This is a genomic window from Sphingopyxis fribergensis (assembly GCF_000803645.1).
GTDB lineage: Bacteria > Pseudomonadota > Alphaproteobacteria > Sphingomonadales > Sphingomonadaceae > Sphingopyxis > Sphingopyxis fribergensis.
On record NZ_CP009122.1, the window covers coordinates 619,379 to 643,927 of the forward strand.

26 protein-coding genes are annotated in these 24,549 nt (G+C 64.6%); 6 read left to right on the forward strand and 20 right to left on the reverse strand.

Annotated elements, in window-relative coordinates; genetic code table 11:
* Window positions 1-123: 123 nt before the first annotated feature.
* Window positions 124-1,782 (reverse strand): M28 family metallopeptidase, encoded by a 1,659-nt coding sequence (locus SKP52_RS02955; RefSeq protein ID WP_039571576.1) that lies wholly within the window; start codon window positions 1,780-1,782, stop codon window positions 124-126.
* A 192-nt stretch (window positions 1,783-1,974) separates the two neighbouring features.
* Here SKP52_RS02955 and SKP52_RS02960 point away from each other — a divergent pair, with 192 nt between their 5' ends.
* Window positions 1,975-2,613, forward strand: a complete 639-nt coding sequence (locus SKP52_RS02960) for a 2OG-Fe(II) oxygenase (protein ID WP_167702725.1) — start codon at window positions 1,975-1,977, stop codon at window positions 2,611-2,613.
* Between the two features lie 6 nt (window positions 2,614-2,619).
* Here the strand turns inward: SKP52_RS02960 and SKP52_RS02965 are convergent, their stop codons facing one another.
* The 3 genes from SKP52_RS02965 to SKP52_RS02975 form a co-directional block, all read right to left on the reverse strand.
* Complete coding sequence (locus tag SKP52_RS02965; protein ID WP_039571580.1) at window positions 2,620-3,066, reverse strand: MarR family winged helix-turn-helix transcriptional regulator; 447 nt, start codon at window positions 3,064-3,066, stop codon at window positions 2,620-2,622.
* Between the two features lie 113 nt (window positions 3,067-3,179).
* The gene (locus SKP52_RS02970; protein WP_039571585.1) at window positions 3,180-3,575 is read right to left on the reverse strand and encodes an Ohr family peroxiredoxin; all 396 of its coding nucleotides are present in this window, start codon (window positions 3,573-3,575) and stop codon (window positions 3,180-3,182) included.
* A gap of 349 nt (window positions 3,576-3,924) precedes the next feature.
* Window positions 3,925-6,081 carry a S9 family peptidase gene (locus SKP52_RS02975; RefSeq protein ID WP_039571589.1) on the reverse strand — a complete coding sequence of 719 codons (2,157 nt, stop codon included), beginning with the start codon at window positions 6,079-6,081 and terminating at the stop codon, window positions 3,925-3,927.
* 229 nt (window positions 6,082-6,310) lie between these two features.
* On the opposite strand from SKP52_RS02975, the gene pip reads away from it, so the two are divergent.
* Window positions 6,311-7,405, forward strand: a complete 1,095-nt coding sequence (pip, locus tag SKP52_RS02980) for a prolyl aminopeptidase (protein WP_039571592.1) — start codon at window positions 6,311-6,313, stop codon at window positions 7,403-7,405.
* 54 nt (window positions 7,406-7,459) lie between these two features.
* Here the strand turns inward: pip and SKP52_RS02985 are convergent, their stop codons facing one another.
* On the reverse strand, window positions 7,460-10,297 hold the full coding sequence (locus tag SKP52_RS02985) for a M16 family metallopeptidase (RefSeq protein WP_039571595.1): 2,838 nt from the start codon (window positions 10,295-10,297) through the stop codon (window positions 7,460-7,462).
* Between the two features lie 106 nt (window positions 10,298-10,403).
* Window positions 10,404-10,799 carry a YkvA family protein gene (locus SKP52_RS02990; RefSeq protein ID WP_039571597.1) on the reverse strand — a complete coding sequence of 132 codons (396 nt, stop codon included), beginning with the start codon at window positions 10,797-10,799 and terminating at the stop codon, window positions 10,404-10,406.
* Window positions 10,800-11,088: 289 nt separating this feature from the next.
* Here SKP52_RS02990 and SKP52_RS02995 point away from each other — a divergent pair, with 289 nt between their 5' ends.
* Window positions 11,089-12,072, forward strand: coding sequence for a dipeptide epimerase (locus SKP52_RS02995; protein WP_039571600.1), 984 nt, complete (start codon window positions 11,089-11,091; stop codon window positions 12,070-12,072).
* Here SKP52_RS02995 and SKP52_RS03000 read toward each other — a convergent pair.
* Genes SKP52_RS03000 through SKP52_RS03010 form a run of 3 tightly spaced genes read right to left on the reverse strand, consistent with a single transcriptional unit; the run spans window position 12,069 to window position 13,421 of the window.
* A complete protein-coding gene (locus SKP52_RS03000; RefSeq protein ID WP_039571603.1) occupies window positions 12,069-12,461 on the reverse strand; it encodes a hypothetical protein in 393 nt (130 codons plus the stop codon). The two genes, SKP52_RS02995 and SKP52_RS03000, sit on opposite strands and share 4 nt — an antisense overlap.
* Before the next feature lie 39 nt (window positions 12,462-12,500).
* Window positions 12,501-12,965 carry a pyridoxamine 5'-phosphate oxidase family protein gene (locus tag SKP52_RS03005; RefSeq protein ID WP_039571605.1) on the reverse strand — a complete coding sequence of 155 codons (465 nt, stop codon included), beginning with the start codon at window positions 12,963-12,965 and terminating at the stop codon, window positions 12,501-12,503.
* Between the two features lie 60 nt (window positions 12,966-13,025).
* Complete coding sequence (locus SKP52_RS03010; protein ID WP_039571608.1) at window positions 13,026-13,421, reverse strand: VOC family protein; 396 nt, start codon at window positions 13,419-13,421, stop codon at window positions 13,026-13,028.
* Window positions 13,422-13,506: 85 nt separating this feature from the next.
* Here SKP52_RS03010 and soxR point away from each other — a divergent pair, with 85 nt between their 5' ends.
* Window positions 13,507-13,977 carry a redox-sensitive transcriptional activator SoxR gene (soxR, locus tag SKP52_RS03015; protein ID WP_039571611.1) on the forward strand — a complete coding sequence of 157 codons (471 nt, stop codon included), beginning with the start codon at window positions 13,507-13,509 and terminating at the stop codon, window positions 13,975-13,977.
* A 201-nt stretch (window positions 13,978-14,178) separates the two neighbouring features.
* On the opposite strand, the gene SKP52_RS03020 is transcribed toward soxR, so the two are convergent.
* The 9 genes from SKP52_RS03020 to SKP52_RS26650 form a co-directional block, all read right to left on the reverse strand.
* Complete coding sequence (locus tag SKP52_RS03020; RefSeq protein ID WP_039571612.1) at window positions 14,179-14,469, reverse strand: putative quinol monooxygenase; 291 nt, start codon at window positions 14,467-14,469, stop codon at window positions 14,179-14,181.
* 17 nt (window positions 14,470-14,486) lie between these two features.
* On the reverse strand, window positions 14,487-15,071 hold the full coding sequence (locus SKP52_RS03025; RefSeq protein WP_039571615.1) for a carboxymuconolactone decarboxylase family protein: 585 nt from the start codon (window positions 15,069-15,071) through the stop codon (window positions 14,487-14,489).
* Window position 15,072: 1 nt separating this feature from the next.
* Window positions 15,073-16,254, reverse strand: coding sequence for an acetyl-CoA C-acyltransferase (locus tag SKP52_RS03030; RefSeq protein ID WP_039571617.1), 1,182 nt, complete (start codon window positions 16,252-16,254; stop codon window positions 15,073-15,075).
* 66 nt (window positions 16,255-16,320) lie between these two features.
* Entirely contained in the window at window positions 16,321-16,779 is a 459-nt protein-coding gene (locus SKP52_RS03035) for a MaoC family dehydratase (protein WP_039571619.1), read from the reverse strand.
* A 93-nt stretch (window positions 16,780-16,872) separates the two neighbouring features.
* On the reverse strand, window positions 16,873-18,069 hold the full coding sequence (locus SKP52_RS03040; RefSeq protein WP_039571621.1) for a mechanosensitive ion channel family protein: 1,197 nt from the start codon (window positions 18,067-18,069) through the stop codon (window positions 16,873-16,875).
* Window positions 18,070-18,091: 22 nt separating this feature from the next.
* On the reverse strand, window positions 18,092-19,102 hold the full coding sequence (locus SKP52_RS03045) for a DNA topoisomerase IB (RefSeq protein ID WP_039571622.1): 1,011 nt from the start codon (window positions 19,100-19,102) through the stop codon (window positions 18,092-18,094).
* A gap of 58 nt (window positions 19,103-19,160) precedes the next feature.
* Window positions 19,161-20,291 (reverse strand): acyltransferase family protein, encoded by a 1,131-nt coding sequence (locus tag SKP52_RS03050; RefSeq protein ID WP_148309018.1) that lies wholly within the window; start codon window positions 20,289-20,291, stop codon window positions 19,161-19,163.
* Window positions 20,288-21,625 carry a putative O-glycosylation ligase, exosortase A system-associated gene (locus SKP52_RS03055; protein WP_039579544.1) on the reverse strand — a complete coding sequence of 446 codons (1,338 nt, stop codon included), beginning with the start codon at window positions 21,623-21,625 and terminating at the stop codon, window positions 20,288-20,290. The genes SKP52_RS03050 and SKP52_RS03055 overlap by 4 nt, the downstream gene beginning before the upstream one ends.
* Window positions 21,618-21,773, reverse strand: coding sequence for a hypothetical protein (locus SKP52_RS26650; protein WP_167702726.1), 156 nt, complete (start codon window positions 21,771-21,773; stop codon window positions 21,618-21,620). The genes SKP52_RS03055 and SKP52_RS26650 overlap by 8 nt, the downstream gene beginning before the upstream one ends.
* Before the next feature lie 67 nt (window positions 21,774-21,840).
* Between SKP52_RS26650 and SKP52_RS03060 the strand changes: the two genes are divergently transcribed.
* Window positions 21,841-23,046, forward strand: a complete 1,206-nt coding sequence (locus tag SKP52_RS03060) for a TIGR04063 family PEP-CTERM/XrtA system glycosyltransferase (protein ID WP_039571626.1) — start codon at window positions 21,841-21,843, stop codon at window positions 23,044-23,046.
* Window positions 23,047-23,080: 34 nt separating this feature from the next.
* Window positions 23,081-23,938: a hypothetical protein gene (locus tag SKP52_RS03065; protein WP_228383803.1), complete on the forward strand. Its 858-nt coding sequence runs from the start codon at window positions 23,081-23,083 to the stop codon at window positions 23,936-23,938.
* Here the strand turns inward: SKP52_RS03065 and SKP52_RS03070 are convergent.
* Together SKP52_RS03070 and SKP52_RS03075 are read right to left on the reverse strand one after the other, a co-directional pair.
* A complete protein-coding gene (locus SKP52_RS03070) occupies window positions 23,935-24,261 on the reverse strand; it encodes a hypothetical protein (protein WP_039571628.1) in 327 nt (108 codons plus the stop codon). The two genes, SKP52_RS03065 and SKP52_RS03070, sit on opposite strands and share 4 nt — an antisense overlap.
* The gene (locus SKP52_RS03075; RefSeq protein WP_039571631.1) at window positions 24,258-24,521 is read right to left on the reverse strand and encodes a hypothetical protein; all 264 of its coding nucleotides are present in this window, start codon (window positions 24,519-24,521) and stop codon (window positions 24,258-24,260) included. Before SKP52_RS03075 ends, SKP52_RS03070 begins: the two co-directional genes overlap by 4 nt.
* Between the last annotated feature and the right edge of the window lie 28 nt (window positions 24,522-24,549).

Consider the following 24,549-nt stretch of genomic DNA (forward strand, 5'->3'; position numbering starts at 1 on the left):
AGGCGGGAACCCAGGGAGGGGTCAGCCGACGCACGCTCTGGGTTCCCGCCTTCGCGGGAATGACGAAGTTTTAATGACGCGGAATGGCAGCTATTAGGTCGAGAGTGGCCAATTACCGCCCGCTCATTTCCGCGCCGCGGCGCTCTTGTCGCGGATCGCCTTGAATTCGCTGCCATCCTTCCAGCCCGGCCATTTGGCCGAGCGGGCGAGTTCATCGCCGATAGTGTAGAAAATCGAGATATCCTGCACCGCGCCGTCCAGGTTCCAGCTTTCATCCCAGGCGTCGCACGCCTGATGATAGCATTTGCCTGTATAGGCATCGACCCACGCCTGCCCGGCGGGCTTGCCGCCCTCGACGAGATCGGAGGCGCCCGCGATGCCCATCATCAACAGGACGGGGACGCCGCGCTTCGCAAGGCTGAAATGGTCGGCGCGGTAGAAGAGGCCGCGTTCGGGGAGGCTTTCGACGCTGACGGTGCGGCCTTGTGTCGCGGCGACGCGCGCGAGATCGTCTTCGAGACTGCCCTGTCCCTTACCGACGAGCACGACATCCTTTGCGTGGCCCGCGGTCTGCAGGATGTCGAGGCCGAAATTGGCGACGGTTTTCTCCACCGGGAAGATCGGGTTTTCGGCATAGGCCTCAGAACCGAGGAGCCCGCGTTCTTCGGCGGTCCAGAAGGCGAAGGCGATCGTGCGGTCGGGGGCGGGCGCCGCCTTGAACAGCCGCGCAATCTCGAACAGCCCCGCGACGCCGAGCGCGTCGTCGTTGGCGCCGGCGCGATAGATGCGGCCCTGTTCGTCGGGCGCGCCTTCGCCATAGGCGTCCCAGTGTGCACCGTACATGACGACCTCGTCGGGGCGTTTCGTGCCGGGGATTTTCGCAAGGACATTCTGGCTTTGCACGACTTCCTGCGTCACCGGGATCGCGGCGTTGAAGCTGGTGCCGAGGTCGACAGGTTTGAAATCCTTGCGGCGCGCGGCGGTGCGCAGCTTGGCGAGATCCTGTCCGGCGCTGGCGAACAGGCCGGCCGCGGTTTCGCCCGAGATCCAGCCTTGGAGCGCGAGGCTCGTCACCTTTTCGGGCGGCATGACGAGGCCGTAATTTTCACCTCCCGGCGCTTTGACGACGTTCCAGCCATAGCCGACGCCATCGGTGTCGTGGACGATCAGCGCGCCGATCGCGCCGCGGCGCGATGCTTCCTCGAACTTGTAGGTCCAGCGGCCATAATAGGTCATCGTCCGGCCACCGAACTTGCCGAAGCTGTCCTCGCCCTCGGTCGCGACGAAATCGGGATCGTTGATCAGGAAGACCGCGACCTTGCCCTTGAGATCGACGTCCTTGAAATCGTCCCAGCCGCGTTCGGGCGCGCTGACGCCATAGCCGACGAAGACGAGCGGGGCGTTCTGGACCACCGCCTGATCCTTCGGCTGAAGCGTCGAGACATAAATATCGGTGCCGAAGCTCAGCGGGGTCGCGGTGCCTTTGCGATCGAAGCCGAGCGTCGTCGGGGTGCCGAGGCGGGTGTGGAGCAAGGGCACGGGCTGGGTCCAGCCGCCGCCCGTCCCCGCGGGTTCAAGGCCGAGCCCCTGCAGCCGGCCGATCAGATAGCCGGTCGTGCGTTCCTCACCCACCGTGCCGGGGGCGCGGCCCTGAAACTGGTCGGAGGCGAGGGTGCGGACGGTCTGCGTCAGGTGGGCGGCGTCGATCGCGGGCGCGTTTTGCGCGATTGCGGGGGCTGCTACGGCGGTGAGGAGAAGGGCGGAGGCAAGGCGCAAGGACATGGAGCGGGGTTTCCTGTTTTGGTTTTGGTACGCCTTGCATGCGGTCGCGCCGCGTCGCCAATGATTTGACAGCAAGAAACGGAGCGTGCGGACGGGCGGGCGCTGGCAGGGTCGCGGCATGACACAGACTATCGAAACGAAGATCGCCGCGCTGGATTGGGATACCGTTGCGGCATCGCTCGACCGCGAGGGATGGGGGTGCTGCGGGGGTTGCTGGACGGCGCGGCGTGCGACGATGTTGCGGCGCTTTATGGCGAGGAGGCGGGGTTTCGTAGCCATGTCCATATGGCGCGGCACGGGTTCGGGCGCGGCGAGTATCGCTATTTCGCTTATCCGCTGCCGCCGCTGGTCGCGGATTTGCGTGGCATATTATATCCGCGCCTCACGTCGATCGCGAACCGCTGGCACGAGCGGATGGGGATGGCGGTGCGTTTTCCGGCCGAGCATGCGGAATTTCTGGCGCGATGCCATGATGCGGGGCAGCGGCGGCCGACGCCGTTGCTGCTGCAATATGGTGCCGGTGATTATAATTGCCTGCACCAGGATCTGTACGGCGAGCATGTCTTCCCGTTGCAGGCAGCCGTGCTGCTATCGGCGCCGGGCGAGGATTTTGCTGGCGGTGAGTTTGTGCTGACCGAGCAGCGGCCACGCATGCAGTCGCGCGCGGCGGTGGTGCCGCTGGCGAAGGGCGATGCGGTGGTGTTTGCAGTGAATGCGCGGCCGGTGCGTGGGTCGCTGGGCGACTATCGCGTCACGATGCGCCACGGGGTGAGCGAAATCCGGTCGGGGCGGAGGCACACGCTGGGCGTCATTTTCCACGACGCCGCCTGAGCGCGGTCAGTCGTCCAGCGAGCGCATCAGATTGTCGCGTAGCTTGGCGACCGATTTCTGGACGTCGAAAAAGCTGTCGCCGAGGCCGGTCGCATCGAACAATTCGTTGCCGATCTCTTGGTTCCGCAACTCGCTGCCCTTGGGGGTAAGCCGGAGGCGCACCTGGCGCTCGTCGGCGGGGTCGCGGCGGCGTTCGATGAAGCCGGATTGTTCGAGTTTCTTGAGGATCGGGGTGAGCGTGTTCGATTCGAGGAACATTTTGTCGCCGAGTTCGCCGACGGTCTGATCGTCCTTTTCCCAAAGCGCGACGAGCACGATATATTGGGTGTAGGTGAGGCCCAGCTTTTCAAGGATCGGCCGATAAGCGCGGCCGAAGGCGAGGTTCGCCGAATAGACCGCGAAGCAGAGGAATTCGCCGAGTTTGGGCCGGTCAGAGACGGGCGAGTTCGTCATTGGGGTTCCTTGATGGATATCCGAAATTCAAGCGCATACGATGAAATCGGAATCCGCGAGTGTCAACCGGGCGGTGCCTGTTAGGAGGGGAGGCGGCGCCGCCCGGAGAGACATCAGACGAGGTTGAGTTCGATGTCGATATTGCCTGCGACTGCCTTCGAATAGGGGCAGATGCTGTGGGCCACGTCGACCAGCTCTCGCGCGACGTCGCGCTCGATGCCGGGGACCTCAATGTCGAGACGGGCGCGGAGGACAAAACCGCCATCGCGGTTCAGGACTTCGATCCCGGTGTGGGCTTCGGGCGAGGCAGGCAGTTTGATCTTGCGCTGTCCGGCGGCGAGTTCGAGCGCGCCGATGAAGCAAGCCGACCAAGCGGCGGCGAAGAGATTTTCGGCGGCCGGGTGCGGCTGGGGCAGCGCGAGATCAAGAACGTCGTTCGTGCTGCGGGCGTAACCGTTGGGGCCGCCTTTGACGTGGGTGGTGCCGGTGAAGATGATTTTGTCAGCCATTTTGGGTCCTTTCGGGGTCTATTTAAATCGCATCCGCTTAGATCGGACGCGAGTTAATTAAGCGAGTCGCGGAGCGTAGTCAAGCGTAGTCGATTAAATCGGATACGATATAATTACAGGATATTGGAATCAGGTTGATATTATTTTGCGATTGCCGGCGATTTGGTACTTGGCAGCCGCCCGACGGCAGTTTTCGACCGGGAGCGGACCTCTCAATCATCGTCACCCCGGACTTGATCCGGGGTCCATGACTTCGGCGCCGACGTGGATCCCGGATCAAGTCCGGGATGACGAAGTGGGGTGAGCGAACGTCAGCTTCCCACCCCAAAGCGGACGCAAGACGAGCGGCCTATTTGGCCGCCGCATCCCCCGCCGGCCGCGTCCAGCCCTGCTTATACTTTTCGAACCAGGCGAGGATCGCCGAGGCCTTGGCGGCGGACTGCGACGGGCGCGCCGCGATGCTGCCATGGCTGGCGCCCGGCACCTTGATCAGCGCGCTGGGCACGCCGCGTAGGCGGAGCGCGGTGTAATATTGTTCAGACTCGCTGACCGGCGTGCGGTAATCTTCGGCGCCGACGATGACGAGCGTCGGGGTTTCGACATTGCCGACGAGCGACAGCGGCGAGCGCGCCCAGAATAGTTCGGGCTTTTCCCATGGCTCGGCGCCGAGCCAATAGGGGCCGAAAAAGCCGGGGCCGTCGGCGGTAAGCGCCTGCGTCGTCCAGTTGATCACAGGCTTTTGCGTGACCGCCGCCTTGAAGCGGTTCGTCTTGCCGACGATCCAGCTGGTGAGCACGCCGCCGCCCGAGCCGCCGGTAACGAACAGCGCGTTGGGGTCGGCGACGCCAAGCTCGACCGCGCGATCGACGATGCTGATAAGGTCGAAATAATCATTGCCCGGATAGGCCTTGTCGATCTCGTTCGCAAAGGCCGCGCCATAGCTGGTCGAGCCGCGCGGGTTGGCCGAAAGGACGGCATAGCCGCTCGCGGCGTAGAGCTGGTTATCAGTCGAAAAGTGGCCGCCATAAGCCGCGAAGGGCCCGCCATGGATTTCGAGGATCAGCGGCACGCGCTGGCCGTCGCGGTAGCCGGGCGGGAGGGTCAGCCAGCCTTCGATCGTCTTGCCATCGTGGCTGGAGGCCACTGTGATCTTGCGGACCTCACCGAGCGATTTCACTTCGCGCAAGGAGCGGTTGAGGTCGGTCAACATCCGGGCGCTGCCCCCGCGCGCGATCTGCAACTCGGCCGGGCGGGTCGCGGTGCCGCCGGTGAAGGCGATCGCCCCGCCGTCCGACACGGTGAAGCTGCCGCCCGTATAGGGCCGGTCGAGCCCGCCGCCCGACAGGCCCGTCGCGGCGGTGCGCACTGCGCCGTCGAGGCTGATGCGCGCCACCTTTGTTTCGCCATGGTCGTCATATTGCGCGTAGACGCTGCGCCCGTCGGCCGCCCACTGGATCGCGTCGACACCATAGTCCCAGTCTCCCGTCAGGCTACGCTTGCCCGATCCGTCGCGGTTCATGACGTAAAGCTGGGTATTCTCATAGGCGCGCAATTGGTCGTCGAAGCCGAGGTAGGCGATCTTGGCGCCGTCCGGCGAGACAAGCGGATTGGCGTCCGGGCCGTTGCGGTCGGTGAGCGCGGTGACCGCGCCGCTCGTTACGTCGAGCGCGTGGATTTCGCTCTCGACTGGGTCGGTTTCCCAATCGGGTTTGCGGTTTGCGCTGAAATAGAGGGTGCGGCCATCGCGCGACCAGCTGAGTGGACCACCGTCGTGGTAAGGGCCGAAGGTCAGCTGGCGCGGCGAGCCGCCGGTCGCGGGGACGAGGAAAATCTTTTCGAAGCCGGCCTCGAGATAGCCTTCGCCATCGGCGCGATAGGCGAGGAGGTCGTGAACCTCGAGCGGCTCGGCCCATTTTGCGCCCTCGGGCTTGTTCTTCGGCGCCGATCCGAAGCTGGGGCCATCGTCCTTGACGAGCATCGTGTAGGCGATCGAGCGGCCGTCGGGCGACCAGGCGAGGCTCGACGGGCTGGTGGGAAGGCCGGTAAGGCGGACAGCCTCGCCGCCGTTCATCCAGCGCACCCAGAGCTGCGCGCTGCCGCCCTCGGTCGAGGCGAAGGCGAGGCGCTTGCCGTCGGGTGACCAGCGCGGCGAAAAGGCACCGCCGTTGCGGCCCGCGACCGGGGTTTCCTCGCCCGTCGCGGTGTCGATCAGCCAGATCGAGCTGACCGCACGGTCGGACATGATATCGTTCGACCGGCGGACATAGGCGATGTGGCGGCCGTCAGGACTGATCTGCGGATCGGAAGCGATCGACAGGTCGAAGAGGTCGGCGCCGGTGAGACGGCGATCGGGGCCGAGCCTGGCGCTGCCGGCGGCGGAGGCGGACATGGCGGCGGGGCGCGCCGTTTCGGCGGCAGGCGCGGACGGCGCCGGTTCTTGCTGGGCGAAGCTCGTTTGCGCGGTGAGTGCGAGAAGGCTCGCGCCGAGAAATGCGAGTTTGTGCATGAAAAGCAGCCCCTTGTTGGATTGTCCCGGTCTGCTCCGTACCCACTATCGGCCAGCCGCGCGCAAGGGGTCGCAAACTATCGCGCCTTCTTCAACCCAAAATGCGGGAGCTACGCCGGTCTGTTCGTCCTGCTTCGCTCGCGCGAGTGGTGGACATGTCGGCACAGAAGGCTAGGGTTCCGGCGCCGCGGACCGGCGGGCGGCGGAATCATGTGGTGAGGCTGAGAATATGGATTTTTCGCGGTTGCAGGCGTCGAGCAAGATTGGCGAGGATTGGGTCTATCCGCAGCCGCCGTGTCTGAATTTCGGATGGCTCGAGGTCGACCGCGATCCGGCGCACCGCATTTACTGGGAGGAATATGGCAATCCGGCGGGCGAGCCGGTGATGTTCCTGCACGGCGGCCCCGGCGGCGCCTGCGCGCCGGTCATGGCGCGTTTCTTCGATCCAAAGCGGTATCGCGTTATCCTGTTCGACCAGCGCGGGTGCGGCAAAAGCGAGCCGACTGTCGCCTCGGCGGGCCCGGTGGTGGCGCTCGCCAAGAACACCACTGCCGACCTGATCGGCGATATCGAGAAATTGCGCGACAAGCTGGAGATCGGCGGGCCGATGCATGTGTTCGGCGGCAGTTGGGGCAGCACGCTGGCGATGGCCTATGCGATCCAGCATCCGGCGCATACCGCAAGCCTGATCCTGCGCGGCATATTTTTGGGGGCGCCCGAGGATCTGCTTTACCTGTATCAGGGCAATGCCGCGACGTGGGAGCAGGATCCGTACGGTCTGACCGAGCCCGGCGCCTATATGAAATATCCCGCCGAGTGGGCGGAGCTGCTATCGGTGCTGACCCCCGAGGAGCGCAAGGACGTGATGAAGTCGTACAAGGCGATCTTCGACATGGTGCCCACGACCGAGGCCGAGAAGGAACGCCAGTTGAAGGCGGCGCTGACCTGGTCATTATGGGAGGGGGTGATCTCGAACATGATTCCCGAGACGGCGGACACGGGCAAGTTCGGCGAGGCCGATTTCGCGCTGAGTTTTGCGCAGATCGAGGCTCATTATTTTGCGAACGAGCTGTTCATTCCGGCGGGGCATTTCTTCGACCATATCGACGTGCTCGCATCGATCCCGGTGCATATCGTCCACGGCCGCTTCGACGAGGTGTGCCCGCTGACGCAGGCGTCGCGGCTGGCCCAGGCGCTGCGCGACGCAGCCAGCGAGCCCGCGACCTATATCGTCACCAATGCCGGGCATAGTGCGATGGAGCGCGAGAATGCCCTCGCGCTCACTGCGATCATGGATGGACTACCGCGCCTCGGCGAATCCTGAAGCTCCCTCTCTCTCCTTCGCCGGGATGAGGATCCAAATGGGCATGGCGTTTCACTAGGGTGTCGCACCTAGCGTCGGCGACTCCAGATCAAGCTCGCTCGCCGGTATGACGACGAGATCGGGGCGCAGCGCGCGCAATGTGTCGATGAACTTCGCCGAATCGCCGACGACGATCAGCGACGCATTTTCGGGCGTGATATTTTTCGCCGCGACCGCATTCGCCGCCTCCGGTGTCACCGCAGCGAGCCGCGCGGCGTAATCGAGCGCATCGGCGGGCTGGAGCCCCTGCAGGATCAGCCCCGCGACGATCGCGCCATAGCCGCCGCCGGTCTCCTGCTGACGGCCATAGGCGCCCTCGAGGAAGGCGCGGCGTTTGGCGAGCGCGTCGGGGGTGATCGGCTCGGCACCGAGTCGCTCGAATTCGTTCAGGAATATTTCGGCGACTTCGGTCGCGCTTTCGTTCTTGGTCTGCGCGCTCGCGCTGAGCAGCGCGGTGTCGGCGCGCGCGGGCATGCTGCTGTACGCGCCATAGCTCAGCGCACGCTTGCTGCGCACCTCGCTAAAGAGGCGGCCGTTCGAGCCGACGCCGAGCACTGAATTGGCGAGGAGGAGCGAGGGATAGTCGGGGCTCGAGCGGCTGACCCCGCGCACCGCGGCGAGCACCGCGGCCTGCCCCGCGCCGGGCAGGTCGACGACGATCGTGCGCGGCGGCAGCGCGGCGCCGGCGCGCGATTTGGGCAGCGTCGGCGCGGGGCCTTCGGCTTTCCAGTCGCCGAACAGGCGTTTCGCGAGCGCACCGGATGATGTGGGGTCGATCCCGCCGGTCACGACGATCGAGATGTTCGCGGGGTGCCACCAGGCGCGGCGATGGGCGATAAGGTCGTCACGGCTGATCGCGGCGAGGCTTTTCACCGTGCCGCCGCTCTGCCCGCCATAGGGTGCGGCGCCATAGAGCAACGGCTGCGCGACCATCGCGGCGATCGCGCCGGGGTTGTTCAGCGCGACGCGGAGGCCGTCGGTCATGCGCTTGCGTTCGAGGTCGAACTCGGCCTGCGGATAGCTCGCGTTCCGGATCACGTCGGCGAGGATGGTGCCGACCGCGTCGAGGTTCGCCGCGGGCGCGGTGACCGAGAAGATGCTGCCGTCGGGGCTGGCGCCCGCATCGATCGACGCGCCGAGGCTTTCGAGCGCCGCCGCGATGTCTTCGGCCGAGCGTGTCGCGGTGCCCTTGGCGGCGAGGTCGGCGGCCATGGTGGCGACGCCCGCGCGGCCCTTGGGATCGGTCGACGCACCGCCGCCGATCACGACGCTCAAGGTCGCGAGCGGGACGCTGCCGGTCTTGACCGCGACGACGCGGATGCCGTTGGCGAGGTGGCTTTCGGCGATCTTGGGCGGGGTCACCGCGGGTGCGGCGGTTGGCGCGGGGGGCGCCTGCCGCGCGGCCTCGGCCGCCAGCGCGTTCGGGGTGCCCGTTGCGGCGGGGACGCTAGGGAAGACGGGCATCGGTTTGGGGTTCGCCCAGCTCTTCGGGTCGCCATCGCCTGCGGTGTAGCGGAGTTCGACGCGCGCCTTAGGGTCGAGCCAGGTTTTTGCGACGCGCGCGACGTCGGCCTTGGTCACACGCGCGATCGCGTCGAGGCGTTTGTTCGCGGCGGCGGGGTCGCCGGTGAGGACGAGCGCCTCGCCGAGTTCGAAGGCGCGGCCCGAGAAGGTTTCGCGTTCTTCGAGTGTCGCCGCGAGCAGCTCGGTTTTCGCTTCGGTGAGTTCGGCGTCGCTGACCTCTGCCGCTGCGATTCCCGCGAGCACCGCGTCCAGCGCGGCGGCGACCCTCTCGGGATCCTGCCCGTCGCTGAGGATCGCGAAGGGGGTGATGCCGCCGGCTTCCTCGGAATAGTCGAAGCTCGCGATCACTTCGCTTGCAAGACCGGTGCGGACGAGCGCCTTGTGCATCCGCGAATTTTCGCCGCTGCCGAGAATCGCGTTCATGACCTGGAGCGCCGCAATATCGGCATGGCTCGCGCCCGGCCCCTTGTAGATTGCGCCGACGACCGGCAACGGCACATTGGGAGCCGTCGCATTGACGCGGCGCGGCGTCATCGGCGGTTCGGCGCCCTTGATCGCCAGCGGAATCGCCTTGGCGCGCTTGGGGATCGCGCCGAAATAATTGTCGACGAGCGACTGAAGCCGCGCCTCGTCGAAATTGCCCGCGACGATCAGCGTCGCGGTGTCGGGGCCGTAAAAGGCCTCGTGGAACGCACGCGCATCGTCGAGCGTCGCGGCGTCGAGGTCGGCGATACTACCGATCACGGGCCGGCGGTGCGGCAGCACGTCGAAGATGTTCTCGCTGAGCGCGAAACTGAAAAGCCGACCATAGGGCGGCGCGAGCACGCGCTGGCGGAGCTCTTCCTTCACGACGTTGCGCTCGGTTTCGAACACTTCCTTGTCGACGACGGGGCGCGCCATGCGTTCTGCGTGGGTCCACAGCATCGTTTCGAGATATTGCGCCGGGACCGTCTCATAATAGTTGGTGCGGTCGGAACTGGTCGACGCGTTGCGCACCCCGCCGACATCTTCGGTCAGCCGGTTGATCATGTTGTACGGCATGTTCACCGTCTTGCGGCTCAATATATGTTCGAAAAGATGCGCGAAGCCCGAGCGCTTTTCGGGGTCATGCTTCGAGCCGACGTCGTACCACACCGACACCATGACATTGGGGGTCGAATTGTCCTGCAGCGAGAGTATGCGCAGGCCGTTTTTCAGGATGCGTTCTTTATAGGCGATCGGCGGGACTTGCGTCACGGTTGCGGCACGATCAGCGGCGGTGTGGGCGCTTGCGGTCGTCGCGCTGGCGAGCGCGAGCATGGCTGCGCCGAGAAAAGGAAATGCTTTCATAAAGATGCCCCTTTGAATTTGAGCCGGATGGACCGGTCGATGGGGGAATTTTGCACGGGTGGGGGCGATGTCAACAGCTGTTCTACGAAGTGCGGATATCCCTGCTTCAATGCCAGGGCGACGTGCGGACCGCCCAATAACCGAGATACAAAAGCATCGCCCACAGCAACAGGATGAACGCCAGGCCGGCGCGGCTCGAAGGGCGTTCGCTCGCGGTTTCGGCGGCGGCATGGAGCTCGGTCCAAAGCGGATCGGGGATCAGGCGGCGCACGACCCACAGGCCGAGCGGGACGATCAACAAATCGTCGAGCCAGCCGAGGACCGGAATGAAATCGGGGATCAGGTCGATCGGCGACAGCGCATAGGCGGCGACCGCGATCGCCAGCAGGCGTGCGGGCCAGGGCACGCGCGGATCACGCGCAGCGAGCCAGGCGGCGTGCGCCTCGATGGCGAGGCGGTGGCCGAGGTCGCCGATATGTTCGGAAAGGGATTTGCCGGTCATCGCGATCTACACTAGGGTCAGAACCCATGAATTGCACGCTCGAGGTTTGAAGCGATTTTGCTTGGGTTAGGAGGCAAGGCGCAGGAATATGTCGATATTTCAAGACTTGCCGACGACGCCCCGGGTAAAATCGGTCAAATCCCGAAGGGACGCCGAAATGGCTTCGATCTTGGGTCTGTGCGACCTTGCCGGTAGCGATGCTACCGGCGGCGGTCACCCAAACCCAATATCTTCGCCATTTCGACGCCTCGAGCGTGCAATTCATGGGTTCTGACCCTACCCTTCCTGCATGGCTATCCAACTGAAAAGCGCGCGCGTCGAACGCTGGCCCGTCGCGGGATCGTTCGTGATCAGCCGCGGCGCCAAGACGCATGTCGACGTGGTCGTCGCCGAAATAGAGGGTGAGGGCGAGATCGGGCGCGGCGAGGGGACGCCAATCTATTATCTGGGCGAGGATGCGGCGGGTTGCCGCGATCAGATTTTGCTCGCCGCGCCGCATATCGCCGACCTGGACGCCGCGAGTGCGCGTGCCGCGGTGCAGGAATTGATGGCGGCGGGTGCGGCGCGCAACGCGCTCGACTGCGCCTTATGGGACTTGGAAGCGCGGCAGCGGGGACTCCGGCTATGGCAGCTCGCGGGATGCGACGGCGCGCCGACGTCGCGCGTCACCGCCTTCACCATCTCGCTCGGTACCCCCGGCGCGATGGCGGAGCAGGCCGCGACCGCCGAGGCTGATGGCTATCGTCTATTGAAGATTAAACTCACCGGCCAGGACGATCGCCTGCGCGTCGCGGCGGTACGAATGGGCGCGCCCGAGGCGCGGCTGATCGTCGACGCCAACGAAAGCTGGCGGGACATCGATATTTTGAGCGAGGCCGAGGCACTCGCCGACCTGGGGGTCGAAATGATCGAGCAGCCGGTACCGGTGGGCGCCGACGCGCTGCTCGATCCGATTTATGCGCCCATTCCCTTCCTCGCCGACGAAAGCTGTCAGACGGCGGCCGATGTCGCGCGGATCGGGCCTTTTTACGATGGGGTGAATATCAAGCTCGACAAGGCGGGCGGATTGACCGAGGCGCTGCGGATCGCCGATGCCGCTGATACGGCGGGGCTGTCGATCATGGTCGGGTGCATGTTGTCGACCAGCCTCGCGATCGCGCCGGCGTTCGTGCTGGCGCAGCGCGCGCGCTGGGTCGACCTAGACGGCCCCGCGCTGTTGGAGCGGGACCGCGAGGGCGGCTTCGAGTTTCGCGAGGGGCGGATCGGAATCTAGGCGGCCGAATATGGGTCGTGGTCGGGCGCCAGTGCGCCAACAGCGGTGAGCAATAGCGCGGCGATGAAGGTGAAATTGACGCTATAATCACCCACCGGTAGGTTGATCCTAAAAAGGGCGAAGAGCAACCACGCCCGGGAAATATCTGCGGACCGCAGCCTTCGCGCCGTCAGGAAGAACCAACCGGCGTAATAAACGATAAACGCGAAAAATAGGGGTACGCCAACCCAGCCGAATTGCCCAAAGTCGATATGAAGGTCTGTACCAAACTCAAACTGCAACCACAGCACAAAAGCATCGACAGCAAGAATGAGCGGCAACCAACGACGATATTCGTCGCGGTTCGCCAATCCGATCCAATTATATTGCCGTTCGATCCATGTGCCCATGCCGCCTTTTAAACGGACATGGGCGCCTGTCCATATTGGCTAAAGCGCCACTTCGGCGTGCTGGCCGAGTTCGCCTTCCTTCATCGTCATGCCCGTTGCGAGCTTGAACAGGCCCTTGATGCTGGGGTCGGCGGTCCAGATTTCGGCATTGTCGAGGTCGAAGCGGAGCAATACCAGTTTGGGGTCGTCCTTGCCGCCCTCATACCAGGCCGCGATGCTGTTGTTCCACAATTTGTCGAGCACCGACCGGTCGCTTTCGTGCACCAGCGTGCCCGAAATGCAGGCAAACAGATCATGCCCCTTCGCCGAAAATTGCGCCATCGCCGGGCCGCCGCCCGACAGGCGGTTGTCGGTTGCAGTGAAAAACCAGAAGGCGCCGTGCGCATCCTTGTCGAGTTGCGCATTCATCGGAATGCTATGCTCGCGATCGCCAGCCGCGCCCAGCATGACATAGGGGCTGTCGGCCAAGGCTTTCCAAAACTGCTTCTTGATGTCGTCGCTCATGGGAAATTCCTTTCTTCTCGATAAGCGATCAACGCGCCAACGCGGTGCTTGTTGCCCGGTTCAGCGTCGCCGCGGCTCGGCATAGCTGACGACCTCATATTCGATGCCGTCGGGATCCAAGAAATAGAAGCGGTGGCCGGGTTCGTAATCGCCGTGGTTGAAGGGGGTGAGGCCGACCGCCTTCACGCGCATCTCGATCGTGTCGAGATCGTCGACCTGCACCCCGACATGGTTGAGCGGTTCGCCCTTCGGATAGCGCGTATCGGCGTGCTGCCCGTCGGGCCCGGTGTAGAGCGCGACATAGGCGGCGTCGCTGCCGAGGTGGATCGTGCGCCCGCCATCGCGCGCGGGACCGCGCCAGCGCTCGTGCCAGCCGAAGATCGCCGAGAGTATTCCCGCGGTGCGGTCGGGATCACTGACCGTCAGATTCACATGCTCGATGAAAGGATGCGTCACTTGATTTCTCCTGATTCGCGTTGACGCACGGCTTATGAAAGCTCAAGTTAGATTGAGATCAAGCGGAAAGCGAGGAGTGAAAGCGATGCACCGGACCGACCTGATCGCCATCGGCGAACTTGCGGCGCGTACCGGGGTCGCTGTGTCGGCGATCCGCTTTTACGAGGCGAAGGGGCTGGTCGAGGCGCTGCGCACCGGCGGCGGCCAGCGGCGCTTCCTGCGCGCCGATATTCGCCGCGTGTCGTTCATCCTGATCGCGCAGCAACTGGGGCTGAGTCTCGAAGAAATCGCCGCCGAGCTGGCGCGCCTCCCGGCGGGACGGACACCCAATGGCGCGGATTGGACGCGGATCAGTACCGGACTGCGCACGCGGATTGATGTGCGGATCGCGGCGCTCGAATGCACGCGCGAACTGCTGGACAATTGCATCGGTTGCGGTTGCCTCAGCCTCAAGAAATGCGGGCTCTATAACCGCGAGGACAAGGCAGCGCAGCGCGGGGCAGGGCCGCGATATTTGCTTGGCGACCGGGCGAAGGAGATCGCCGAGGTCGGCTGAGGGGCATCGGCTTTGGGGTGGGAAGCTGACGTTGAGGGGTTGCGCTGGATTCCCCTCCCGCAAGCGGGAGGGGCAGCGAGACTTACGAACTTTGTTCGTTAGTCGCAGCGGGGTGGGCCATCGCACCGTCGCTGCCCACCCCCGACCCCTCCCGCAAGCGGGAGGGGAGATCAACGGCAAACTTCAGTCGGAACCCGCGGCTCAGGCTGCGCTTAGCGTCTCGATCTCGGGGGCTCCGGCGAGGCAGGGGCCAAGACGCGCGCCGATGCTGCGAAAATGGTCGGAGGCGCGATGCGCGTCGAGCGCCGCCTGATCGTCATAGCATTCGAGGACTTTGTAGACGCCCGTCTCGCCCGTCTGGAACAGGCGGTAATAGCTGTTGCCTGCTTCGTTTGTGTTCACCGCGGCCGCGAGTTCGGCGAAGACGCCCTCGAATTCACCTTCCTTGCCGGGCTGGACGCGCAGCGTTGCGATCACTCCGATGGCACTCATGTCTCTCTCTCCTTGGTTCAGGCTCTAAGGTCGGGGTCGACGGTCCAGCCGTCCTCGACCTGGATGCCGAAGCTGTTCAACATCATCGAAACCTGCGTGTATTGGCCGACCGTCATCACCAGGTCCATACGGCCCTTGTCGCCGAGCGGTGCGAGTGCGGACCAGCTGGCGTCGGTCACAAAATGGTTGGTGGTAAGCTCGTCGGTCGCGCGGAGCATCGCGCGGTCGAGGTTGTTCCAGCCCTCTGCATCGGGACCGGCCTTGATGCGCGCGATCTCGTCGTCGGAAAGGCCGCAGTCGAGCCCGATGCGTTTGTGCTGCGTCCACTCATAACCCGAACAGCAGTTGTATCCGGTGCGCAGGATGACGAGTTCGCGGTCGCGTGGGCTGAGCGCGTTGCGCCGCGACAGGATATAATTGCCCCAGCCGAGGAAGGCGGTGAGCGCCTTGGGCGCGTGCGCAAGGGTGCGGAAGATGTTGAGGATCTTGCCGCCCCCGACCTTGCCGCCATTTGCGGCAAGGAAGGGTTCGAGCGCGGCGCGCTGATCGGCATCGAGCCGGTCCAGATCGACCGGCTCGATACGCGGAACACTCAGCCGCAAATCAGAAGACCTCGAACAGGCCCGCTGCACCCTGGCCGCCACCGATGCACATCGTCACGACGGCATATTTGACGCCGCGGCGCTTGCCTTCGATCAGCGCGTGGCCGACGCAGCGTGCGCCGGTCATGCCGAACGGGTGACCGATCGAGATCGAGCCGCCGTTGACGTTGAGCAGCTCGTTCGGGATGCCGAGCTGGTCGCGGCAATAGAGAACCTGCACGGCAAAGGCTTCGTTGAGTTCCCAAAGGCCGATGTCGTCCATCTTGAGTTCAAAGCGTTCGAGCAGCTTGGGGATCGCGAAGACGGGGCCGATGCCCATTTCGTCGGGTTCGGTGCCCGCGACCGCCATGCCGACATAACGACCGAGCGGCTGGAGGCCCTTTTTCTCGGCGACCTTGGCTTCCATCACGACGCACGCCGAAGCGCCGTCGGCGAGCTGGCTGGCGTTGCCCGCGGTGATCGTGTGGCCTTCGCCCATCACCGGCTTCAGGCTCGCGAGCCCTTCGAGCGTCGTGTCGGGACGGTTGCACTCGTCCTTGTCGGCGACGACGTCCTTGAAGCTGACTTCCTTCGTTTCCTTGTTCACCACCGCCATGGTGGCCGGGCAAGCGACGATCTCGTCGGCGAATTTGCCGGCCTGCTGCGCGGCGGCGGTGCGCTGCTGCGACTGGAGCGAATATTCGTCCTGCGCCTCGCGGCTGATATTGTAACGCTTGGCGACGACCTCGGCGGTGCCGATCATCGGCATATAGGTGTCTTTGTGCATCGCGATCAGCTCGGCGTCGGTTTCGATGAACACCTTGCCGCTGCCGCTGACCTTCGAGATCGACTCGATGCCGCCGGCAACCGCGATGTCCTGACGGTCGACGATGATCTGCTTTGCGGCGGTCGCAATCGTCATCAGGCCCGACGAGCATTGGCGGTCGATCGACATGCCGGGGACGGTGACGGGCAGCCCAGAGCGCAGCGCGATCAGGCGCGCGACGTTCATCGTCTGCGATCCCTGCTGCATTGCGGCGCCGAACAATACGTCGTCGACTTCGCCGCCTTCGATGCCGGCGCGCTCGACCGCGGCGCGGACGGCATGCGCGCCGAGCGTCGGGGCGAGGGTGTTGTTGAACGAACCGCGCGCCGCCTTGGTCAGCGGGGTACGGGCGGTGGAGACGATAACTGCGTCACGCATGATAGGGGTCCTTCTTTCTTAGTCCGGTTATCTTAACGGGGGAGGGCGGCCGGAAAAACCTGTGCTTTAGACGAAGAACTGGCTGATCCATTCGGCGATCAGCGCGGGCTTTTCCTCGCCCTCGATCTCGACGGTCACTTCATTGGTCTGCTGCCACTGGCCGGGGCGCTTTTCCTCCAGCTCGAGCAGCTTGATGTGGCTGCGCACGCGCTTGCCCGAGCGGACGGGCGACAGGAAGCGAACCTTGTTGCAGCCGTAATTGACGCCCATCTTGACGCCGCCGACCTTGGGGCCGTCGGTGCTCTGGCCGAGCATAGGCATGAGCGAGAGGGTCAAAAAGCCGTGAGCGATGGTGCCGCCGAACGGCGTCAGCTTGGCCTTTTCCTCGTCGATATGGATGAACTGATGATCGCCGGTGGCGTCGGCGAACTTGTTGATCATATCCTGATCGACGAGCACCCAATCCGACGTGCCGAGATGCTCGCCGACCTTGGCTTGCAGTTCCTGCGGCGTGATCGTGGCCATGTTCGTCCCCTCAATAGCTGGTTCGGGGCGCGTTCTAGGCCTCTCTTGCAACGTTGCACAAGGGCCAAGCCCCGCAGCCGCTTCGCCGTAGCGTCAGCTCTTGGCGGGTCTGGGCGTCTTCATTGTGACGCTTTCGGCATAGGGGAGAATCATCGTTCCGTCGGGCGCCGCTGTAAAGGTCGTCTGGGTCGGATAGGCGAAGTCATAGCCAAGCCTCGTCATCTCCTCGAACAGCCGGATGCCGATCTCGGTCCGCGCGGCGATCACTTCGTTATAATCATCGCTGTGGATGTCGGCCACCAGTTCGAAATCGAGGCTCGACGCGCCAAAGCCGATAAAGCTTGAGCGAATGAACTCATGCTTTTCGGCCTCGACCTGTGTTTTCAACAAGGCGGGCAAAGCGCGGAGCATGTCGGGCGTCGTCTGATAGACGACGCCGATCGCGAACTGGACGCGCCGACGATGGAGATTGGCGTAGTTGGTGATCTCCTTCGACAGCAAGTTGGTGTTCGAGATCACCAGCAGTTCGCCATTGATCGAGCGCAAGTGGGTGCTCTTCAGACCGATCCGTTCGACCGTCGCTATGCTGGTATCATATTTGATCGTCTCGCCGACGCGGAATGGCCGGTCGAAGATGATCGAGAGCGACGCGAAAAGATCGGAGAAAATGCCCTGCGCCGCAAGGCCGATCGCGATGCCGCCGATGCCGAGGCCCGCCACCAGCCCGGTGACATTGACCCCCATATTGTCGAGGATGACGATCGCGGCCACGGCGAACAGCGCGACGCTGATCAGCAGGCGAATGATCCCCATCGCGTTGGACAGCGTCTCGTTATGGCCTTCGGCGGCCCGCCGCTGGATCAGGCCGAGCACGATCTCGCGCGCCCAGATTGCGACCTGCATGACTACCGCGATCGTGAATACGAACTGGATCAGGTGGAGGATCAGCGCGGGCGGCTGGGCATAACCCGCAACGAGGCGGATCGAGATGATCGCGAGGACGAGCGACTTGGTCTTGTGGATCACCCGTCCGACGATGTCGGTCAAGGTAAACTGTCCGGGCGCTGACTGCGCGCGTTTGAGCGCGAAGGTGCGGATCATCGAAAGCAGGAAATATATGATCAGGCCGACACCGATCGCGATGCCGATCTGGAGCCAGTGGCTTTCGACCCATGCGACGCTGCTGTCCCACCAGTAGCGCAGATCGTCGAGCGGGTTGTTGGCATCGGCCGGGGCGGGGGCAGTCTTGGGGGTGGCTGTCTTGGCGGCGGCGAGGATAGAGAAAGTCACGTCGGGTCCTTTGTGGGTCGGATCAGGCGGATTGAAGCAGCACCGCGGCCGCGGGCGTCTGCTCCAGATAGGTCAAAAATCCGCGTTCGTAACGCGAAAGATAGCGGGTGGCGCGCGGCAGCTTGCCGATCGCGGCGGCAAAGTCGTCGCGCGCCTGCACTGCGGCGAGCATCGCGGGGTGAACATAGGCCTTGCGCGCGATCGCGGGGGTGTTGCCGAGGCGGTCGGCGACATGTTCGAGCATTGCCTTCAGCGTCGGTGGTTCGGTCGCGTCGTAGAGGAAGGCGAAGGCTTCGACGCTCGCCGACCAGGTGCGGAAATGCTTGGCGCTGAATTCTTCTCCCATCGCCTCCCGGATATAGGCGTTCACATCTTCGGAGGCGACGGCGCAGAGACCATCGTCATCCTCATATTGGAAAAGATTCTGCCCGGGCAGGTCCTGCAATCGGCGCACCAACGTCGTCAGGCTGCGGTCGCTGATCGCGACTTCGCGCTTGGCCCCACCCTTGGCGACATATTTGAGGCGCAGCGTCTTGCCCGACAGTTTCGCATGGCGCTGGCGCAGCGTCGTCGCGCCGAAGCTCTTGTTCGCCGTGACATATTGCTCATTCCCGACCCGCAGCGCAGCGAGGTCGAGCAGACGCACGACCGCCGCGACGACGCGCTCGGAGCAGAGCGTCCGGCGGTTCAGATCGTCCTCGAGCCGCGAGCGAAGCAAGGGGAGCGCATGGCCGAATGCGGCGCAGCGATCATATTTGTCGGCCTCGCGCGCCATACGGAAATCGGGGTGATAGCGATATTGCTTACGCCCGCGCGCGTCATAACCTGTCGCGAGGATGTGGCCGTTCGGGGCGGGGCAGAACCACGCGTCCTCATAGGCGGGCGGTAGCGCGATCGCGTTGAGGCGGTCGATCTCGTCGCGGTCGCGGATGACCTTTCCCTTGGCATCGCAATAGCGCCAGCCGACGCCCGAACGCGTGCGGCTGATGCCTGGCAGGCTGTCGTCGACATGGATCAGGCGCGGTGCGGACATGGATCCATAGCGCCTCGCCGCCGCCGATGGTTCCCGGCCGCGGCGTGACGCCGGCGGATCAGCTCTCGCTGTGGCCCGCCGCGACGATGGTGCGCGGCGCCGCGAGCAGGCGGTCGCCGACCCGCTGGGCGATGCGCCGCCCCGGCACTTCTAGCGCGATATGGAGAAAGTGCGCCGCGGCCAGCGTCATCAGCGTGAACGCCAGGATCATCGTCGGATCGACTCTCTCCGGATCGTCGACGAAGAACAGCTTGAAGAGGATCCACAGGAAGAAATGAGACAGATAGACGGCATAGCTGATGTCCCCCAGCCATATTGCGATCCGGCCGGACAAGAGCGGCCGCGGCGCCGTCGAGGCCTGCAGCGCGAGGATGACGACAGCGGTCATGATCAGCGGCACCGCCGCCGGCTGCGACCCCACGACCCCGAACAAGACCGCCGCGGCGCTAATCAGGCCGAGCGCGGTGGCATAGATGATCGCCGCGCCATGGGATCTCTCGCGCTGCGCCGTCCACCATATGCAAAGCAGGATGCCGATGCCGAATTCGACGATACAGCGCACGAGCCCGGTCGCGGGAATATCGTCGCCGATGCTCGCGCGCCCCGTCGCCGCGAACCACCATCCCAGACCGCCCGCCATCGCGATGATCAGCAAGGGAAAGCTCCAAGCGCCGCGCGGCAGGCGGGTCAGCCAGCCGCCCGCAATCGCCAGCAACAGATAGGCCGCCCATTCGGTCGAGATCGACCAGGCGGGATCGTTCCACGCCAGGCGGTCGCTGAACCCCCAGTTCTGGACGAGCAGATAATGGGCGGGAAGTTCGGCGAAGCTGTAATGTTCGCCCGGGTCGCGGCCGCTGACAATCAGCGCCGCCGCGAACAGCATCATCGCCGAGAGGACCGCGAGATGGAGGGGAAAGATGCGGGCAAACCGACGGACGATGAAATGCGGCGCCGCGCGCACGCCGCGATCGCGGAATTCCTTGCCATAGGTCCACCACAGAACGAACCCCGACAGGACGAAGAACAGATCGACCGCCAGATAACCCTGCGCCAACACCGAAATGACCCGATCGGGCAGAAAGCCGGTCATTCCGCCGCGAATGTGGTAGAAGAGCACCGCCAGCGCCGCGAACCCGCGTAGGCCGGTCAGCGTTGGCAGCATCTGTCCGGGTGCGAGGGCCGCGGTCATGCGGCGACCGTCCGGTGCGCGGTCAGCGGGCGCCAGCCCGCGTCCCTCTCGCGGCGGCGGCAATAAGTCGTCAGCCCGATCTCGAGCGCCAGCATCATATAGATGAAGGGCTGGAAAGCGATGGCAACGAACAGCGACCCGACGAGATAGACGATATGGCCGTGCTGAAGTGCGGTCGCCAGCGGCGCGATCCATTGCTCCTCGCCGCGCCGCGTCTTCAGATAGCGCCGCCGGATCCGTTCCATCTGGACCAGCCCCGCGACATGGAGGAGCAGCCACATGGCGGTGCCCGGATAACCCTGTTCGCCGAGCATTTCGAAATAGGCCGAGTGATAGGCGCGCGATTCTTCCTCATAGACGCTCGCCGCTTCTTCGGGGCTGCTCGCTTCCTTTTCGACGCGAACGCGGTTCTGCAGAAAGGCGTTGAAACCGCCGCCGAACGGATTGTCCTTGGCATATTCCCAAGTCCACGCCCAAACCGCGACGCGCGTCGAGGCCGACTGGTCGGCCTTGTAGCTGCGGATCGTCTCCATGCGCTCGGTGTAGCTTTGCGGCAGGAAGGGAATGGCGGCGGCCGCGAGCAGTCCGGCGCCGGCGATATAGAGAAGCCGGTGCTTGACTGCGCGCAACGATAGCAGGGCAAGCACGACGAGGCAGACGAGCCCGGTGCGCGCCTGTGTCCCGACGGGCAGCAGCGCGCAGGCAAAGACCAGCGCGAAACAGAAGAGCGAGACCATCCAGTCGGGCGGAAAGATCGTCCCATGGCGGCGATACCACAGGATCAGCGGGATGATCGATATGGCGACGCACGACATGGTGCTGCCCTCATACAGCCCGTAATTTTCGCTCATCAGCAGTTGCAGCGAGCCGTAGCCGCCCCCTCCCGCCGCAGTCTTGATCCCCCCCGCGATTGCGATCGCCGCCGCCGAAAGCAGCAAGATCAGCGCCAATGCCTCGATCCTGAGCTTGGTCCGCAAGGTGAGCGGCAGGAAGATAGCCCAGATCAATGCCTTCCACACCCAACTCCACTTGTCGGCCGCCTCGACCGGGAAATCGGCGTAGATGGTCGTCATCCAGCAATAGACGAGCAGCATCACCAGGAGCGTTTGGCGACCCGACCACCGCGTGTCCTTCTTGTCGTCGGCCACGAGCCATCCAGCGATCGCGAGCCCGAAGACGATCAGCGAGATCGGTATCGAGTTGATGAGGAAATAGCTGAGGCGCTGCGGCGCGACGATATCGATATAGCAAAAGCACAGCACGAACAGGAACGGCTTCCGAAAGCCGATCGCGATGAAGGCGAACAGGAAGGCGACGAACGCAATGTCACGCATCGGTGCGGGCATCCCGTTCGGCGTCGCGGCGTTGCTGCCATTGCAGGCGCGGGCTGACCTCGCGGTCGAGATCGTCGCGATGGAGCAGGCGCCACAGGGCAATCGCCATCAGCACGTGCGTCAAGGCAATGGAAAAATTGTCGACCATAGAAGGTGTTGCCTACGCTATTGGGGTTGACGCCGCGTTAAGCCTTGTCTGCCAAAGGCACTGTACGATGACCCGAATTCTGCACCTTCTCGATCATAGCTTGCCCGCGCACAGCGGCTACACCTTTCGCACGCGCGCGCTGATGAAGGCGCAGGTGGCGAAGGGATGGGAGGTCGCGGGGGTTACCGGCGTGCGGCATCCCGAGCCCGGGCCGGACCGCGAGACCGTCGATGGGCTGACCTTTTACCGCACCCCGCCGATCGCGCCCGCGCGCGCGCCGATCCGCGAGTGGCGTGAAATCGGCGCCCTGGCGAAGCGCGCCGAGGCGCTGGCGCGCGAATGGAAACCCGATGTGCTGCATGCCCATTCGCCAGTGCTCGACGGGCTCGCGGCGCTGCGCGTCGGCAAGAAACTGGGTATTCCCGTCATCTATGAAATCCGCGCCTTCTGGGAGGATGCGTCGGTCGGCAACGGCACCGGACGGGAGGGAAGCTTGCGCTACTGGCTGACCAAGCAGCTCGAAACGCATGCGGTGAAATCGGCCGATGCGGTCGCGGTGATCTGCGAAGGATTGCGTGGCGATTTGATCGCGCGCGGCATCGATCCCGCCAAGATCACGGTGTCGCCAAATGGCGTCGACCTCGAACTGTTCGGCGATCCGACCCCGCGCGACGATAGGCTTGCCGACACGTTGGGTCTTGCGATCGACGATGCGGTGATCGGCTATATCGGCAGCTTTTACGATTATGAGGGGATCGACGATCTGATCGCCGCGATGCCCGCGCTGGTTGCCGCACGGCCGAAGGCGCGGCTCCTGCTCGTCGGCGGCGGGCCGATGGAGGCGGCGTTGAAGGCGCAGGCGGCGGCATCACCCGCCGCGGCGCATATCCATTTCGTCGGCCGAGTGCCGCACAGCCAAGTCGAGCGTTATTATTCGCTGATCGATATCCTCGCCTATCCGCGCAAGAAGATGCGGCTGACCGATCTCGTCACCCCGCTGAAGCCGCTCGAGGCGATGGCGCAGGGCAAGCTGGTCGCGGCGTCGAATGTCGGCGGCCACCGCGAGCTGATCGAGGATGGCGCGACGGGCACCCTTTTCGCGCCCGACAACCCCGCCGCGATTGCCGATGCGCTGGCCGCGCTGCTCGAAAATCGGGACATGTGGCCGGAACGACGACGGACGGCACGTATTTTTGTCGAAAACCATCGTAACTGGTCATCAAACATTTTACGTTACGAACCCGTTTACCAGCGATTGTTGGGTGGCGCCTGAAGGCGGCCGCGCAGATAGATGACAGGATGGCCCGATGGGCTACACGGAATTGGACGATATGGACGAGACGAGCGTAAATCGGACCAAGGCGATAGCGACCGCGCTGCTGCGCGCGCTTCAGCCGGCGATCCCGGCGGTGATCGGCGCCGCGGCGCTGACCTTCCTGTTCGCCGCCGTGATGCCCTTTTCGTGGGTCGCGGGGATCAGCTGGAACCTCTATCTCGATCGCCTGTCCGACTTGTTCGTTCAGCCGATCGGCAATGGCGGCCGACTTGCGCTGGCGTTCGGCATGGCGGCGATCGCCGCGGTGATCGCGGGCTTTGTCGCGGTGCTGATCGCCAAACCCGAAGCAGCGGGCTTGTCGTCGCTGCGCGAGCGTTTCCGCCCTACGTCTCGGGACGTGGAAAGCGACGATAGCGAAGAGATTCCGACGCGCCGCCGCCGCGTCGACCTGCATCCCGATGACCCGCCGCGTCCGCCGATCCGCGCCGGGCGCGATCTCCCCGCGGGCGGACTCGACGGAAGCGCAATTGCCGAACCGGTTGGGCCCGGCCTGCGGTTGGGTGAAGCCGAAGCCGAAGCCAACGAGGCCGGCGAACTGGTGCTCGCCGATCTGGCGCCCGAAGAGGAATTCGGCGGCGACGCGCCCTGGCTACAACCCGCCGAGATGACCGCGCCGCCGCCGATGCCCGATCCCGCCGACAAATCGCTCGACGCGATGGTCGCGCGCTTCGAAGCCGGGCTGGCGCGCCGCCGACAGGCCGCCCCTATTTCGACGGCCGCGATCGCGATGTCCGATACGGTAGAGCCCGAAAGCGAACCCGAGGTCGACTTCGCGCTCGAAGCCGCGCTCAGCACGCTGCAACGGATGACGCGCCAGTCGGTCGGCTAATCCTCGACCGTCAAGATTTCGATCCGTAGCATCTGCGGATCGGCACCGCATTCCACCGCGACATCGGCGACGATATGCCCGGGCAGCGCCCATTCGGTCGCGCTCAGCCGGTCCTGTAGGACGCGGCATAGCGCAGCGCCGTCGCCGGCCGCGAGCGTACAGGGAAAGATGTGGCGCGCGCCGACAAAACTCGCGCTCGCCCATGGGCGGAACGTCGAGGCTCCGACCGACAGGCCGTGCGGAAGCTCGCGCATCAGCAGGACGCGGAGCCGACGGTGCGGGCAGCCGGGGCGCGGCGGCTGGGCGGGGGACCAGCGCATCATGCCCGCGCGCCCTTGCGCAAGTGACGCATAGCGCGTGTTCGCCGGTCGCCGCCGGGAATGACGGTGCCCGCACGACGATCGGCACGCCATTTGTTCATGAAATGTTCCGAGCGACGTATCACATCGCGTCCGGGCTCGCGGCCGCCGCGCAGATCGCTGACAAGGCGGGGGTCGCGCACGGCGTCGCGGCCGAACACGCTTGGGGGCATCGCCGTTTCCTTCAGAAAGGCTTCGATCCGTTGCAGCAGGCTGCGTTCCATAATTTCCTCCCTGATCGAACCCATATCG

Coding starts and splice junctions, on each gene's coding strand:
- SKP52_RS02955 (WP_039571576.1), bottom strand. CDS start 1,782: ATGTCCTTGCGCCTTGCCTCCGCCCTTCTCCTCACCGCCGTAGCAGCC.
- SKP52_RS02960 (WP_167702725.1), top strand. CDS start 1,975: ATGGGGGTGCTGCGGGGGTTGCTGGACGGCGCGGCGTGCGACGATGTT.
- SKP52_RS02965 (WP_039571580.1), bottom strand. CDS start 3,066: ATGACGAACTCGCCCGTCTCTGACCGGCCCAAACTCGGCGAATTCCTC.
- SKP52_RS02970 (WP_039571585.1), bottom strand. CDS start 3,575: ATGGCTGACAAAATCATCTTCACCGGCACCACCCACGTCAAAGGCGGC.
- SKP52_RS02975 (WP_039571589.1), bottom strand. CDS start 6,081: ATGCACAAACTCGCATTTCTCGGCGCGAGCCTTCTCGCACTCACCGCG.
- pip (WP_039571592.1), top strand. CDS start 6,311: ATGGATTTTTCGCGGTTGCAGGCGTCGAGCAAGATTGGCGAGGATTGG.
- SKP52_RS02985 (WP_039571595.1), bottom strand. CDS start 10,297: ATGAAAGCATTTCCTTTTCTCGGCGCAGCCATGCTCGCGCTCGCCAGC.
- SKP52_RS02990 (WP_039571597.1), bottom strand. CDS start 10,799: ATGACCGGCAAATCCCTTTCCGAACATATCGGCGACCTCGGCCACCGC.
- SKP52_RS02995 (WP_039571600.1), top strand. CDS start 11,089: ATGGCTATCCAACTGAAAAGCGCGCGCGTCGAACGCTGGCCCGTCGCG.
- SKP52_RS03000 (WP_039571603.1), bottom strand. CDS start 12,461: ATGGGCACATGGATCGAACGGCAATATAATTGGATCGGATTGGCGAAC.
- SKP52_RS03005 (WP_039571605.1), bottom strand. CDS start 12,965: ATGAGCGACGACATCAAGAAGCAGTTTTGGAAAGCCTTGGCCGACAGC.
- soxR (WP_039571611.1), top strand. CDS start 13,507: ATGCACCGGACCGACCTGATCGCCATCGGCGAACTTGCGGCGCGTACC.
- SKP52_RS03020 (WP_039571612.1), bottom strand. CDS start 14,469: ATGAGTGCCATCGGAGTGATCGCAACGCTGCGCGTCCAGCCCGGCAAG.
- SKP52_RS03030 (WP_039571617.1), bottom strand. CDS start 16,254: ATGCGTGACGCAGTTATCGTCTCCACCGCCCGTACCCCGCTGACCAAG.
- SKP52_RS03035 (WP_039571619.1), bottom strand. CDS start 16,779: ATGGCCACGATCACGCCGCAGGAACTGCAAGCCAAGGTCGGCGAGCAT.
- SKP52_RS03045 (WP_039571622.1), bottom strand. CDS start 19,102: ATGTCCGCACCGCGCCTGATCCATGTCGACGACAGCCTGCCAGGCATC.
- SKP52_RS03050 (WP_148309018.1), bottom strand. CDS start 20,291: ATGACCGCGGCCCTCGCACCCGGACAGATGCTGCCAACGCTGACCGGC.
- SKP52_RS03055 (WP_039579544.1), bottom strand. CDS start 21,625: ATGCGTGACATTGCGTTCGTCGCCTTCCTGTTCGCCTTCATCGCGATC.
- SKP52_RS26650 (WP_167702726.1), bottom strand. CDS start 21,773: ATGGTCGACAATTTTTCCATTGCCTTGACGCACGTGCTGATGGCGATT.
- SKP52_RS03060 (WP_039571626.1), top strand. CDS start 21,841: ATGACCCGAATTCTGCACCTTCTCGATCATAGCTTGCCCGCGCACAGC.
- SKP52_RS03065 (WP_228383803.1), top strand. CDS start 23,081: ATGGGCTACACGGAATTGGACGATATGGACGAGACGAGCGTAAATCGG.
- SKP52_RS03070 (WP_039571628.1), bottom strand. CDS start 24,261: ATGATGCGCTGGTCCCCCGCCCAGCCGCCGCGCCCCGGCTGCCCGCAC.
- SKP52_RS03075 (WP_039571631.1), bottom strand. CDS start 24,521: ATGGAACGCAGCCTGCTGCAACGGATCGAAGCCTTTCTGAAGGAAACG.